This window comes from Exiguobacterium sp. SL-9 (assembly GCF_004336985.1).
Lineage (GTDB): Bacteria > Bacillota > Bacilli > Exiguobacteriales > Exiguobacteriaceae > Exiguobacterium.
Genome location: NZ_SJUO01000002.1, coordinates 183,852 through 197,544 on the forward strand (window position 1 = coordinate 183,852; position 13,693 = coordinate 197,544).

Annotated in this window: 13 protein-coding genes; all 13 read right to left on the reverse strand. The window is 50.7% G+C overall.

The window, feature by feature from the left end:
• Positions 1 to 3: 3 nt before the first annotated feature.
• The 13 genes from EVJ34_RS05475 to EVJ34_RS05535 all read right to left on the reverse strand — a co-directional run bounded on the left by EVJ34_RS05475 (position 4) and on the right by EVJ34_RS05535 (position 13,678).
• Complete coding sequence (locus EVJ34_RS05475) at positions 4 to 1,056, reverse strand: rhomboid family intramembrane serine protease (RefSeq protein ID WP_131436647.1); 1,053 nt, start codon at positions 1,054 to 1,056, stop codon at positions 4 to 6.
• A 152-nt stretch (positions 1,057 to 1,208) separates the two neighbouring features.
• Positions 1,209 to 2,165 (reverse strand): L-lactate dehydrogenase, encoded by a 957-nt coding sequence (locus tag EVJ34_RS05480; RefSeq protein ID WP_131436649.1) that lies wholly within the window; start codon positions 2,163 to 2,165, stop codon positions 1,209 to 1,211.
• Positions 2,166 to 2,334: 169 nt separating this feature from the next.
• Positions 2,335 to 3,105, reverse strand: coding sequence for a DUF92 domain-containing protein (locus tag EVJ34_RS05485; RefSeq protein ID WP_131436651.1), 771 nt, complete (start codon positions 3,103 to 3,105; stop codon positions 2,335 to 2,337).
• On the reverse strand, positions 3,084 to 3,638 hold the full coding sequence (locus tag EVJ34_RS05490) for a 5-formyltetrahydrofolate cyclo-ligase (RefSeq protein ID WP_161568880.1): 555 nt from the start codon (positions 3,636 to 3,638) through the stop codon (positions 3,084 to 3,086). The genes EVJ34_RS05485 and EVJ34_RS05490 overlap by 22 nt, the downstream gene beginning before the upstream one ends.
• 55 nt (positions 3,639 to 3,693) lie before the next feature.
• The gene (rpmG, locus tag EVJ34_RS05495) at positions 3,694 to 3,858 is read right to left on the reverse strand and encodes a 50S ribosomal protein L33 (RefSeq protein WP_255313299.1); all 165 of its coding nucleotides are present in this window, start codon (positions 3,856 to 3,858) and stop codon (positions 3,694 to 3,696) included.
• A gap of 84 nt (positions 3,859 to 3,942) precedes the next feature.
• Positions 3,943 to 6,144, reverse strand: coding sequence for a glycoside hydrolase family 57 protein (locus tag EVJ34_RS05500; RefSeq protein ID WP_131436655.1), 2,202 nt, complete (start codon positions 6,142 to 6,144; stop codon positions 3,943 to 3,945).
• A 14-nt stretch (positions 6,145 to 6,158) separates the two neighbouring features.
• Positions 6,159 to 6,926, reverse strand: coding sequence for a DUF4912 domain-containing protein (locus EVJ34_RS05505; protein WP_131484923.1), 768 nt, complete (start codon positions 6,924 to 6,926; stop codon positions 6,159 to 6,161).
• 117 nt (positions 6,927 to 7,043) lie between these two features.
• A complete protein-coding gene (gene phoU, locus EVJ34_RS05510) occupies positions 7,044 to 7,706 on the reverse strand; it encodes a phosphate signaling complex protein PhoU (RefSeq protein ID WP_131436659.1) in 663 nt (220 codons plus the stop codon).
• Positions 7,707 to 7,721: 15 nt separating this feature from the next.
• Positions 7,722 to 8,483, reverse strand: a complete 762-nt coding sequence (gene pstB, locus EVJ34_RS05515; protein WP_236634595.1) for a phosphate ABC transporter ATP-binding protein PstB — start codon at positions 8,481 to 8,483, stop codon at positions 7,722 to 7,724.
• A 103-nt stretch (positions 8,484 to 8,586) separates the two neighbouring features.
• Positions 8,587 to 9,498 carry a phosphate ABC transporter permease PstA gene (gene pstA / locus EVJ34_RS05520; protein ID WP_131436663.1) on the reverse strand — a complete coding sequence of 304 codons (912 nt, stop codon included), beginning with the start codon at positions 9,496 to 9,498 and terminating at the stop codon, positions 8,587 to 8,589.
• 1 nt (position 9,499) lies between these two features.
• Positions 9,500 to 10,444 carry a phosphate ABC transporter permease subunit PstC gene (pstC, locus tag EVJ34_RS05525; protein WP_131436665.1) on the reverse strand — a complete coding sequence of 315 codons (945 nt, stop codon included), beginning with the start codon at positions 10,442 to 10,444 and terminating at the stop codon, positions 9,500 to 9,502.
• A gap of 84 nt (positions 10,445 to 10,528) precedes the next feature.
• Positions 10,529 to 11,467 (reverse strand): PstS family phosphate ABC transporter substrate-binding protein, encoded by a 939-nt coding sequence (locus EVJ34_RS05530; protein WP_131436667.1) that lies wholly within the window; start codon positions 11,465 to 11,467, stop codon positions 10,529 to 10,531.
• A gap of 153 nt (positions 11,468 to 11,620) precedes the next feature.
• On the reverse strand, positions 11,621 to 13,678 hold the full coding sequence (locus EVJ34_RS05535) for a peptidoglycan D,D-transpeptidase FtsI family protein (protein ID WP_201739921.1): 2,058 nt from the start codon (positions 13,676 to 13,678) through the stop codon (positions 11,621 to 11,623).
• Between the last annotated feature and the right edge of the window lie 15 nt (positions 13,679 to 13,693).

A 13,693-nucleotide genomic window follows, 5' to 3' on the forward strand; every position in this document is an offset into this window, starting at 1 on the left:
TTGTCATTGATTATAGCCGAACCAAAATAACGCTCCAGATGCCACGAGCACGACCAATGTAAACAACAGGCGGCGTTTTTTCACATGTTCATCCGGCAATCCGACCACTCCCGCCATCAGAAACCCACCGACAAGCCCCCCCGCATGTGCGGAATGGTCCAAGCTTGCACCAAGGACGAAAGCGAGTCCTACGTTTAATCCTAACATAATAAACAGCGGCGGGCCGAGCGTCTTCATAAATAACGAACGGTCTCGGAGACCGAAATACAGGAGTGCCCCGACGAGGCCGAACAGTGCCCCCGATGCGCCGGCCGAGATGGCTTCACTGAACGCGTAGGAGGCGACCGTAGCGATTACACCTGCTAACAAATATATCGTGACGAAGCGGGGCGATCCGTACATCCGTTCGACGAGTGGACCGAGCGACCAGAGCGCGAACATATTGATCGCGAAATGGAACCACCCAATATGAAGAAACATTGGTGTGACCAGGCGCCACCACTCCCCTGCGTCGATGAGCGGATTGACTTTCGCCCCAAAGCGAATGAGCGTATTCGGATCGAGCGTCGAACCAATCGATTCGGCAAACCACATGACTAAGAACGTCACGAGCATAAGGCCATAGACGAACTGTGGTTTCCCAAAGGCGAACCGTTGCTTCAGTTCGTTCTTCCGCTGTTGGTCGAGGGCGACGGCACGTGGTCGATACGATATTTCTGCTTCTGCGCATGGCCTCATCTCGAGTTTCACTTTCGCTGCAATCGGGAACTTGAGCGACGATAGCCGCTCTTCATCGACGAGCGGGTCGCCGTATATGTGGACGTTCAGCTTCTCACGACCGATGCGGGCCAAACGAAACGAGTTCATGGCCGCCTCGATGTCTATGGCGACATGGTTCGCCCACGCCTGATCCGTCCGAATATAGAGGTGATAGACGTCCCCCGCTTTCGTGTCGAACAATAAAAGTGCGCGCGAAGGTTCTAAGACGCCCTCAATTCGGCCTCCTGCTTCGACTTCACGATACACATCCTCCCAAAAACAAGCCGGTTCAGTCATCAATGGTCACCTCCTTCTTTATTTTCATTTTAAAGCAATATACCGTTGCCGACAAAAGAGAGCCTCTATCTAACGTGTCAAGAAAAGCGGGATGACCAAAAAACCGTAGCGGCAAGAGCCGGCTACGGTCATGAGCGAACGACAAGTCGTTCTTATAAGACAGGTTGCATCGTTTTCAACAACACTTCTGCTGAATGATGCATCTTCTGTTTCTCTTCTTCTGACAACTCGATCTCCACGACTTGACGGACACCTTGACGGTTGATAATCGCCGGTACACCGATGTGGATGTCGTTCAAGCCGTATTCACCATCTAAGTGTGCGCCGACCGTCAACAATGTGTTCTCGTTACGGAGCACGGCTTTAACGAGACGGAGCAGACCGAGACCGATGGCGTAGTATGTCGCGCCTTTACGCTCGATGATATGGTAAGCCGCGTCACGGACGTTGACGTAAATATCTTCGAGGTCTTCCCATGTGTACTCGTCGTTCTCTTCAAGCAATTGTTCAACCGATTTCCCGTAAATACGGGCGTTGCTCCAGGCCGCGAACTCGGTGTCACCATGCTCACCCATGATGTAGGCATGGCAGTTACGTGGATCGACGTTAAAGTAATCTCCGAGCATATAACGAAGACGTGACGTATCAAGCACCGTTCCTGAACCGAAGACACGATGTTTCGGTAGACCTGAGTATTTCCAAGCCAAGTGTGTCATGATGTCGACCGGGTTCGATGCGATGATGATGATGCCGTCGAAACCAGACGCCATGATGTCCCCGATCATCGATTTCATGATTTTCGCGTTCTTCTCGACGAGATCAAGCCGTGTTTCACCTGGTTTTTGCGGAGCTCCAGCAGTGATGACGACGATATCTGCTGCACCACAGTCCGTGTACTCCCCTGCCCATACCCGCATCGGTGATGAGGCGAATGAGACCCCATGATTCAAATCCATTGCTTCCCCTTCGGCTTTTGCTTTGTTGATATCGATAATGACGAGTTCCTCACAAAGACTAGCTGTCGTCAACTGGTACGCAAAGCTAGCACCGACCGCTCCGGCCCCGACAAGCGCGACGCGTGTTACTTTTGCATGATTTAATGTTTCCATATTGATTCTCCACCCTTCGAACAATCTGTTTCATGTTTTTGTTTTGTCTGTTACATAAAGATTGTAACATCATTCACAAACACTCACTACTAAGGAAACCGTTTTCACTTTGGCAATATTGTGACAATATTCACATTCATTTGAAACATCTTCACTGACTGTACTACCCTCATCGCAGCAAGAGGAAACTAATCGCCGCGGCCGAGGCAATCGCCAATATATTGACGGCATCATTGCCAAGAAAGCGCCAGCCTGACACGTATGACGTCGGCTCGTGATGATGGACTTTCTTCTCGGTCAGCTTGCCACACACTTGGCATCGAAACTTGCGTTGGACCGTCGCGCCAAGGAGTGTATCGACGACGCTCCCTGTCAGGCCGAGTGCAATCAACAATCCGGCGAACGCCAAGCTGATATCGATGAACGGTAGCGACGCGCCGATGATCAACGTCGCCCCGGCAATCGACATGAACGTCCCAAACAAAGACACCCCACCGCTCGTTCCCGGCTCGACTTCACGGAACGTCAAGACGGAGCGTGGTTTTTGTTTGGCGAGGACTCCAAACTCAGAGCCCCACGTATCGCTCGTCGCTGCCGCAATCGAAGCGATATACGCGAACAGCCAGGCATCGCTCGGAACAAGAATCATACCGAGCGCTGTCGCCATTCCGACGCCACCGTTGGCGAGAACTTGCACAAAGTCACGAGGGCCAGATTTCTCAACAATCTCATCGACCGGTTCTTTGTCGCGAGAACGGTATTTCGAGGCGAGCGATGATGTTGAAAAGAAGACACCGAGTAAATAGAGCCCGAACCAACCAAAGCCGTACCCGATGACCGTACCTGTCACGACCGTCAAGACGGCACCGGAGCGGGTCAAGGAACGCAGACGATAGCCGGCAAAAGCTACCAGGCAAGTTACAAGGAAGATTGCGAGCATAGAATCGTTTCCCTTTCCGTCACGATAAATTCGACAGGAATGTCGTGTGGCTCGATCGGAACCTCATCGAGCAGTTGGACATCATAGGCCAACGAGATGGTGACGCCTTCGTACGACGCTAAAAAACGATCGTAATAGCCACCACCCCAACCAATCCGATACCCGGACCGTTCAAAGACGCGTCCCGGGACAATACATACATCGATTGCCCGCGTCGTCGCGGACGTCGTCGGTTCTAAAATACCCATGACACCCGGCTCAAGGTCTTCGAACGAATGAATTTCATGGAACGTGAGTCCCTGTTTCGTAACTTTCGGCACGAACACCGATTTTCCTGCTTTCCATGCTGAACGGATGAGCGGGACGGTATCGATTTCCAAATCGAGAGCGAGCGTGACGGCCACGGTGTTTGCCTCTCGCCAGACTTCTAGTCCGGTCAATGTATGTATGATGGCACGATCCCGATCCGCCCGATCGCCGAGCCCAAGAATTTTTTGATGAACGCTTTGACGGAGCTGTTGTTTTTCAATCAATGGAATTCCCCCTTGTTCAAAAAAAAGGCCGCCACATGAGTGACGGCCAGTCTCATTATTTCACTTCGCGGTAAAGCGTGTGACGACGGAGACGTGGGTTGTATTTGCGCAATTCGAGGCGCTCTGGGTTGTTACGTTTGTTTTTCTTCGTGATGTACGTGCGATCGCCTGTTTCTGTGCAAGCTAGTGTGATTTTAACGCGCATTTCTTTCACTCCCATCTTACTGATGTTGTATCAAGTGCTTTTGCTTTACAGTCTAAGCATACTCAATTATCCTACCAAGTTTTATTTGAAAAAGCAAGGTTATTTCGTGTTCTTTTTCAAACGTTTCTGCCCGTATGGCGAAGCATCGAGCGGCAGGCAGGTTTTTACGTTATCGCCAATCGGATAGCGCATTCCGACTTCCTCGGTCGACAGTTGTTCGCAAATAAAGACCGTATCGGCTTCAGCGAGGATGCTGCTCTCGATTCGATGGATTGCGTCGAACAGTCCGCCGTGTCCATGCGGATTGCGGGTCGTTTCAAATGACAACATAGTTGAGTATAACGGAACTTGTAGTGCTTTCGCAAGTGAACGTGCCGCTGTAATCGTCATCCAATCAAATTGATGGATCGCTTTGAACACGACTTTCGAGCCAAGTTCATGTACGAGTTTGACATAAGCCACGTTTTGGGCCGCGACTTGGTTCATTACGTGCTCCAAGAACGGGCTTGTAAGGCGCACACGATACACGTGCACGTGGTTATGACGTTCATACTCGGGAAGACCTTCCTTGAACGGTGTCAAGACGTAGACGGTCTCCCCTTCCGCGGCTCGTGCCTCGACTTCGTCGATGACACGGCGACCCAGGTCACCGACGACGTTGCCTGTAAATTCTGGCGTCAAGACGAGAATTGCTTCATCCACTTGACCACGCTCTTCGGTCACATAAAAATCGTGAGGTGACAGGAACGTGTCGATGTCAATGTCCACGTCATCCAGGAACGGATACGCGCGATAATGATCAGCGAGCAACTCGTCTGATAGCTTGTCTTGGTAAAGCGCCGTCTCCAATTCAGCAAACAGGCGCGTATGCTCACGGAAGCGTTCCGCTGCATATTGGGCCGTCGTCTGGCCATCGAGGATGAACGCCCAGTCACTTGACACAGCGAGCACGTAATGGCGAACGAGTTGGATGAGCGCACGGTCGACGAGAGGCGACTTATGACGATAGTCGGCCACGTCTTTAACGAGTTGCGTCTCCATCATGTGTAAATGACGTAACATCCATTCGTTGCGCTCGTTGATCCAAACGTCGCCATAACCTTTACGTCCCCAGGTGTTCATGGATACGTGAACCGTCTCAAGGTCCTGGAAGTGGCGCTCGAGGAACAACGCAGGCGTGATCGTCTCGATTCCAAACTCTTCGAGTCGCTCGGCGACTTTTCCGAGGAACTCAGGACCTTCAAACCACCAGTGCCCGAACAACTCGGCATCGAACGGCGCCGTGACGAGAAACGGCGGGAACATTTGTCCACCGTGTGCCTCGAGGTGCCCTTCGAGCGTTTGCGCGAAATCGAGAGCGTGGTTGTCAATTTGATGCTCGGCCCAGGCACGCACGTAGAAATCTTTTTCGTCCGTGTCACCCGTGATGCGGTGCATCTTCAAACCCGTATCGAAGCGAATTCCTTCCGGGTGCATGAACGCCTGGATGTATTCCCAGTCCCGATCGTAGGCAAGGTCGCGATAGAATTCGCGATAGTCCGGATGACCCGGATAGCCAATCATCGAGCTCCAAATTTTCCCGGAGATAATTTGGTCACGCGGGAACAAGGCGACGCCATGCGGCGAATAGACTGGGGCGCCGATGCCTTTATCCGGTGTTGGATCGGCGTCGAGCAAGGCGTGCTCATCGACGAACGTATAACGAACGCCTTCCTCGTACAAGATGCGGTCGACACCTGGCGTGTAGGCGCACTCCGGCAACCAAATGCCGGTCGGGCGGAACCCGTAATGACGCTCGAAACAGTTCAGTCCTGTCCGAATTTCCGCGCGGGCGGCCTGATCAGTGTACAAGTGCGGGTTGAAGCCGTGCGTCGCCGTACACGTGATCATATCGATGAACCCTTGCTCCCGATATGTACGGAAGGCGTGGTTCAAATTCTTTTCCCAATGGAGGAACGTGTTTTTCAAGTCGAGGTAGCGCTGACGATAAAAATGAAGCGCATCGACTTCTGGCTCGCTCCGACCTTCGGCGAGCTCGATGTCAATCAATTCGAGCATCTCATCCAAGTGTTCGACATAGCGATCTTGCACGAGCGGGTCGGCGAGCATCTCGACGACGGGTGGTGAGATGCTGACCGTCCAATGGAGCGGCTTTTGCAGACGGTCGACTTGCCATAGAATCGGGATATATGTCTCGGAGATGGCTTCATACACCCATCTCTCTTCTAAGCGGTGCTTCTCTTCATGTCTCACGTACGGAAGGTGGGCATGAAGGACGAGTGAAAAATAACCAGGTTTCATTTAAAAAATCCTCCTCAGCGCACGAATCGGTATGCGGAATATTTAGGTAATGTGTCGAGAAGTTCAGGAGACTCGACTTCTCCGTATTGCCAACGCCGCACCGGTTCGGCGAAACGACCGTGTCCAGCCGGCTCCGCACGTGGTGTATCGATTGGTGAGGATGCGAGTAACGGCAGAAACTCCCCTTCCATCGTCCGAATCCCGAACTCGAATACATATGTCGTGTTCGGATCGAGCGGTCGGACGAACCAACTGTTCGTCATCTCTGGCAATTCGAACGTATATGACCGGTTCGCATGTCCGCTCGCGTAATCGAGCAGCGTGATGTCAAGGATACGAAACGCTTTTGGTAAGTCTTCCCAAGGACGCATGAATTGCATCGACAGCGTCTCTTTGACACTGTCCGACACTTCCCAGAAGACGTAGACGGCGTTCGGCGATTGGACGACCGCATGCATCAAGTCTTGATCATAGCGGTCTGGGAGCTTCCAGAACCCTTCTGGACCTTTGTCAAGAAGCGGTGATTGGATTGGGTCCTCATGTTGCAGTGTCGAAGCGACCTGCTTCACAGATGAGGCGGGTACTTGCTTCAAGTTAGATGTCATTGCTTTCTTCCCTTCGGTCTTTCGTTTTGGTGCAGCTACCGGCTTCGCCGGCTCCCCGTGTTGGGATCGCCATTTGCGCCAAGCGTATTGGACTTTCCCGATTGGCATATCTAATTGTTCTGCAATCTGTTTTAGCGTTAGTCCTTGTTGTTTCAAGGAAACGATTTTCTCTTCCATTTTATATGTGGCTCCCTTCTAAAAAAAATCCATGTGTTCTATTATTCGCCTCTAATCCGTGAATTCCTGCACAAAAAAAGTAAAGAACAACTGGTCTGTTGTTCTTTACCACTCTTCTTACTGATTTAAATCATAATGTTTCCCTTTTTCAAGGAAAATGAGGTGTTCACCGAAATTAGTCACGTGATCGCCCATCCGTTCTAAATAGCGGGCAATGTTCGAAAACTCATAAACGTCGTTCGTTCCAACAGTCATCGTTGGCACAGAGCTCATATATTGTTTGATTGTCTGCAAGTTCAACTCATCGATGACTCTGTCCATCTCGTTCAATTCACGTACTCGGCTGACCTCACCTTTTCGGTATGCACGTGTGGCGAGCTCGAGCATGTCGATCAACTGCTCGGCCATCTGCTTGAGCGGTTTGATATCGAGGACGTATGGGACATGCTCGATACGACCGACTGCTTTGGCAATGTTTGTCGCATAGTCTGCAATGCGCTCTAGGTCTGTTGCTGACTTCATTGTTACAATCAAGCGACGAAGATCGGTCGCAACCGGTTGCTGTTTCGCAATGAGTATAATCGCCTCATCGTTAATTTCGAGTTCTAAGTCATCCAGTTCGTTATCGTTGTCGATAACCATTTGGGCTAACTCGAGGTCACGCTTCTCAAGCACCTCGATAGCGGTAGCCGTCTGGCGCATCGTCAAGTTCGCCAGGCGAACGACTTTATCTTCTAGTTCGTTTAACTTCATATCAAAGAATGTGCGATTTTGTGCCATGATTGTCTCCCCTTCTTAACCGAACCGGCCAGAAATATAATCTTCAGTCCGTTTGTCCGTTGGATTCGAGAAGATCTTATCGGTCGCATCGAACTCGACAACTTCTCCGTTCAAGAAGAACGCTGTTTTATCCGATACACGAGCCGCTTGTTGCATGTTGTGTGTGACGATAATGATCGAGTACTGCTCTTTCAACTCCTGGACGAGCTCCTCGACTTTGAGAGTCGAGATTGGATCGAGCGCTGACGTCGGTTCATCCATGAGGATGACGTCTGGCTCGATGGCGAGCGTTCGGGCAATACAAAGTCGTTGCTGTTGACCACCCGAGAGGCCATACGCGTTCTCGTTCAAGCGATCTTTCACTTCGTCCCAGATGGCAGCGCCACGTAACGAGCGTTCGACAATTTCATCGAGCACTTTCTTGTTTTTGATGCCGTGTGTCCGCGGTCCGTAAGCGACATTATCATATACCGATTTCGGGAACGGGTTCGGCTGTTGGAACACCATGCCGACTGACGTACGGAGATCTTCGACTCTATAGTCACGGTTGAAGATGTTGCGTCCATGATACAAGATTTCACCATTCGTACGAACCGATGGCACGAGCTCGACCATCCGGTTCAACGTCTTGATGAACGTCGACTTCCCGCACCCGGACGGACCGATGATGGCCGTCACTTCGTTTTGCTTGATGTCGAGGTTGACGTCGATCAATGCCTGATCGTCGCCATACCATAAGTTCAAGTTGTTCACGACATAGGCACTGTCTTTTTGCATCACGGTCTCGTTCGGTTGGGTCGTCGTTGTATTCACTTCATGATCTCCTTTGAGTTCTTTTTGTTTCATCATCTCGAGAGTCCTCCTCGTTTACTGCTACGACTTAATGTCGATTTGTATATTTATTGCGGATATAGATGGCAGCCGAGTTCATAATAATCAACATCGTCATCAAGACGATGATGCCGGCTGCGGCCAGGTTTTGGAATTCTGCTTGTGGACGGCTCGTCCAGTTATAAATTTGAATCGGGAGCGCCGTGAAGTCTGAGAACACACTGCTCGGCGTCGTTGAAATAAACGTCGCGGCACCGACCATGATCAGCGGAGCCGTCTCACCGATGGCACGTGATACGGCCAAAATAATCCCTGTAATAATCCCTGGAATGGCTGATGGCAAGACGACGTTGAACGTCGTCTGCCACTTCGAGGCACCGAGCGCGAGTGATGCATGGCGCAACTCCATCTTGACAGACCGGAGTGCTTCTTGCGACGCGACGATGACGATTGGCAAACTCATCAGTCCGAGCGTCAGAGCACCCGCCATGATTGAATTCCCGAGTTCCATGACCCGTACAAAAATTGTCAATCCGAGCAATCCGAATACGATGGATGGGACGCCCGCCAAGTTTGAGATGTTCACTTCGATAAATGAAGTGACACGGTTTTTTGGAGCATACTCTTCCAAATAGATGGCGGCACCGACACCGACGATGAACACCATCGGGACGATGAGTAGCATCAACCAAAACGTACCAACTAAGGCAGGATACAACCCGGCCTGTTCAGGACGACGCGACGGGAAGTTACGCAAGAAGTCGAGATTGACCCAACCTCCACCTTTGGAAATGACATCATAAATCAATGTCGATAAGACGAGTAGGGCGAAGACGAGCCCCGCCAAAAAGATGTATTTGAAAATCTCATTCAATTGAAGACGGCGTTTGATTCGTTGTGAAACCGAATCACGATCCATCAAGTTCTTCGTATTCTTGAACTCACTGTTCGGTAATGCCATATTAGTACTCCTCTCTGAAGCGGCGCGTCACCCAGTTGGCGAATAGGTTCATCACGAGAGTGAATACGAACAATAGCGCACCGACCGCATAGATACTGTAATATTCGATTGTCCCGTATCCGGCGTCGCCTTTGGCGATTTGGACAATATACGCCGTCATCGTCTGAATCGCGTTGAGCGGGTTGAACTCGAAGTTCGGCTGTGACCCACCGGCGATTGTCACAATCATCGTCTCACCAATGGCTCGGCTCATCCCGAGGACGATCGACGCGATAATCCCTGAGAGCGCAGCCGGCATAACGACTTTGATGGCAACTTCTAGACGTGTCGCACCAAGACCCAGTGCTCCGTCACGAATTTTCTTCGGCACGGCGCTCATTGAGTCTTCCGAAATGGAGGCGATCATCGGGATAATCATAATCCCGACTACGATTCCTGGGCTAAGGGCGTTGTAGATTTGAAGACCCGGAATCAACGCTTGCAAAATCGGTGTAACGAATGACAAGGCGAAGAATCCAAAGACGATCGTCGGAACGCCCGCAAGCACTTCAAGGATCGGCTTCAAAATTGTACGAGCGCGTTCAGACGCATACTCGCTCAAGTAAATCGCCGATGCCAATCCGAGCGGGACGGCAACAATCATGGCAATCACAGTAATTTGAAGTGTCCCCATGACGAGTGCCCAGACGCCGAAACGTTGATCGGCACTAAGCGGGTACCATTCGGTCGAGCCTAAAAATTCGGCGACCGGCACGCGCTCGAAAAACTTGAACAGTTCAAAACCGAGTGTGAACGCGATTCCGACCGTCGTGACGACCGAAACGAATGCGCTCAAGAATAATAAGAACGGCATGACTTTATCAAACACGTTCGTCGTACTGTATTTCTTTTTCTTATTGGCTTCAATCATCTCTCGAATTGAAGGCCCATTGTTTGGTTGGTTCATCTCGTGTATCGCTCCCTACCTCTTCATACTAGAAAGCACGGCGAGAAGGCGAGAGCGACTCTCACCTTCTGCCTCCTGCGCTATTTACTCGCCAGCGATCTCGTCGATCACGTCAGCGTTCTCATCGTATCGTGCTTGTTCCATTCCGACATAACCGACTTCTTCTGAAAGGGCTGCTGCATTTTCATTCAAGAAGCGTGTGTAGTCAGCGACTTGCGGCTTATCTTTCAACGACGCGTTGTTCACGTATGTGTAAATCTCACGTGAGAGCGGGTATGAAAGGTCGTTGATTGTATCTGTCGTTGGCTCGATGCCTTCGACGTTCAAGGCGCGGAGCGTATCTTTGTTTTCAATATAGTACGCGAAACCGAAGAATCCGATTGCACCTTTCGTGCCGGCAACTCCTGTTACGAGGACGTTGTCGTCTTCTGATAACTGTGCATCTTCACGAATGTCTGTGTCGTCAAGGACCGCTTCGTTGAAGAAGTCATACGTTCCTGAGTCTTTACCAGGTGAGAAGAATGAAATCTCTTCATCCGGCCAGTCTGAACGTACATCTTTCCACGTTTTCACGTTTGAATCCGTCCACATTTTGTTGAGCTCATCGATCGTGATGTCTTGTGCCCAGTCGTTCTCTGGGTTGACGACGAGTGAGAGGCCATCAAGTGCTACTGCAAGTTGTGTGTACTCAACGCCGTTCTTCTCGGCCTCAGCCGCTTCTTCTTCTTTAATTTCACGCGATGCGTTCGAGAAGTCTGTTTCACCAGTTACGAAGCGTTTGAATCCGCCGCCCGTTCCTGAAACACCGACTGTGACTTCAACGTCTGGCTGTTCAGCTGAATACTCTTCAGCCACGGCTTCCATGATTGGGAATACGGTAGACGAACCGTCCATGACGACTTTACCTGAAAGTGCGTCCCCTTCGGCTGCGCCGTTTCCTTCTTCATTGTTTCCACACGCGGCACCGATGATGGCCACCGAAGTGATTGAAGCGACTAAAGCTGATTTTTTCATCCAAGACATTTCTGACGTCCTCCTTGAGTTTGCTTTGATTTGTGTTGTAGCTTGCTTGTTCTGTCCTACAATTAACATCCTAATAAACTACTATTAACGAGAAATAAACGGAACGTAAAAGAATTGTAAAGACGAAAAAAAGAAGTCACCGAAGTGACTTCTTTACTGGAGCTGTGCTTCTACATCTTCTAAATCAAAATACACTTTCATGATATCGTGGGCGACACGGGTATTGACGCCTTCTGCCTCGAGGCCTGGCATGATGATGGCCCAAGCGATCTCCGGGTCATCATACGGCGCCCAGCCGACGTGGTTCGAGTTGAGTGTCTTAATCGGTTCCCCGTTCGCATTGCGTTTTGCCTGGCCGTCCGGTCCTTCCGCGATGGCTTGGGCCGTCCCTGTCTTACCCGCCGCCGTCATTCCCGTCTGTTGCAAGATGCGCGACGTCCCGTCCTCGACCCCTTGACGGAACCCTTGACGAGCGCGTTGAATATATTCATCGCGGATGTCGACTTTGTTCAGTGCATTCGGCTGGAACGTGCTGACGACTTGTTTGTTCGCTTGATCGAGTGATCCCGGTTCGATTATTTCTTTTAATAAATGTGGTTGAATCCGATAACCACCATTCGCAAGTGTTGATGTGTACTGAGCGAGTTGAATCGGCGTATACGAAATATACTGGCCGATCGACATGTCCATGAGGAGTGTGACACGGTCCGGGACACTGCGGAAACCAATCGACTCGTATGGAAGATCAATCCCCGTCTCGATGCCGAGTCCGAACTGTTTGTAATAATGCTCCATCGTATTGAACGCCTCGGTCACGTTATCCCCGACGATTTGCCCGGTCGAATAATAATCAGCGAGCCGAAGGGCGATTTGGAACATGTAAATGTTCGAGGACAAGGCAAGCGCATCAAGGTCGTTGATATTCCCCATATTCCGGTACGACGATTTGAGCGACGATCCGATACGGATCGGCGTGTCGTAAATATATTCACCTGGTTGGATGACTTCCTCTTCCAGGCCAAACGCCACCGTCGCCCCTTTGATTGTCGAACCGATTTGGCTCGCACGAAGCACCGTACCGGTTGATACATCCTTAAATTCGTTTGTCTTCAAATCGAGTTCTTGTCCCGAGAGGGCGAGCAGTTCTCCCGTCTTCGGATTCATGACGACGACGAAGGCACGGTCGAAGTGCGGGCTGCCCGAACGACCGGCACGAATCGCCTTCTTCAAAATCTCATCCACTTCTTTTTGGAATTCGATGTCCGTCGACAAAATGATATCTTTCCCTGGATTACCGCTGACTCGAGTCGGTTCTCCGACCGGCTCTCCTTTATATGTCGTGAACACGTCATAAGCCGGGGTACCGCGAAGGATTTCTTCATATTGTTGTTCGAGATAAGACGTGCCGACCCTGTCGTTCAAGCCGTACCCTTTTGCTTGATACGAGGCACGTTGTTCGGCCGGGATTTGACGATAACTTCCAAGGAAGCTCTGGAACGTCTCTCCGAACGGGTAGTCCCGCTGGTAATAAGGTTCGACGCTGACGCCAGGGAGCAATTCCAAATTTTCTTCGATCAATGCCATCTCTTTCGGAGATGCTCCGATTTTTATGACTTGCGGATCGAGCGCGTAGCCCGACTCCATATTATGCTTGATCGCGATGATTTCTTCGGTCGCATCATCGAACGTGATCTCTGCTTCCGTAATCGAATCAAGCAACAATTGATCGACGTCTTGGTTGGATAGAGCGGCCCGTTCTTCTTCCGGGAGATCGGCCAACAGTTTCTGGACGCGTTCTTGTGAGCGTTCAGGATCGATGGCAATCCAATAATCCTTACGGTCACGTTCCGTCACTTTTCGATCCTTCTCTGGAACGTCGACGATGTCAGCGAGTTTGATGGCGACATCGAGTCGCTCTTCCGTCTTCGTCACTTGAGAGCGACGATACATGACCGAGTAGTTTGAAATCGTGTCGGCGAGCACTTGGCCGTTCCGGTCGTAAATCTTGCCGCGCGGCACCTCATATTTTATTTTACTCGATTCCGTCTTCTGCACTTCCCGGGCAATCAACTCTCCGTTGACGATTTGAACGACACCTAAACGAAAAATGAGCGTCGCAAATAAAATGAAGACGATAAAGAACAGTAAGTTCAATCGTAAAGGCAAGTGGTTGCGCCGTTTCTTCGGCACTTTCACACGGTGTCTGGCCAATTCAGTTGTCTCCTT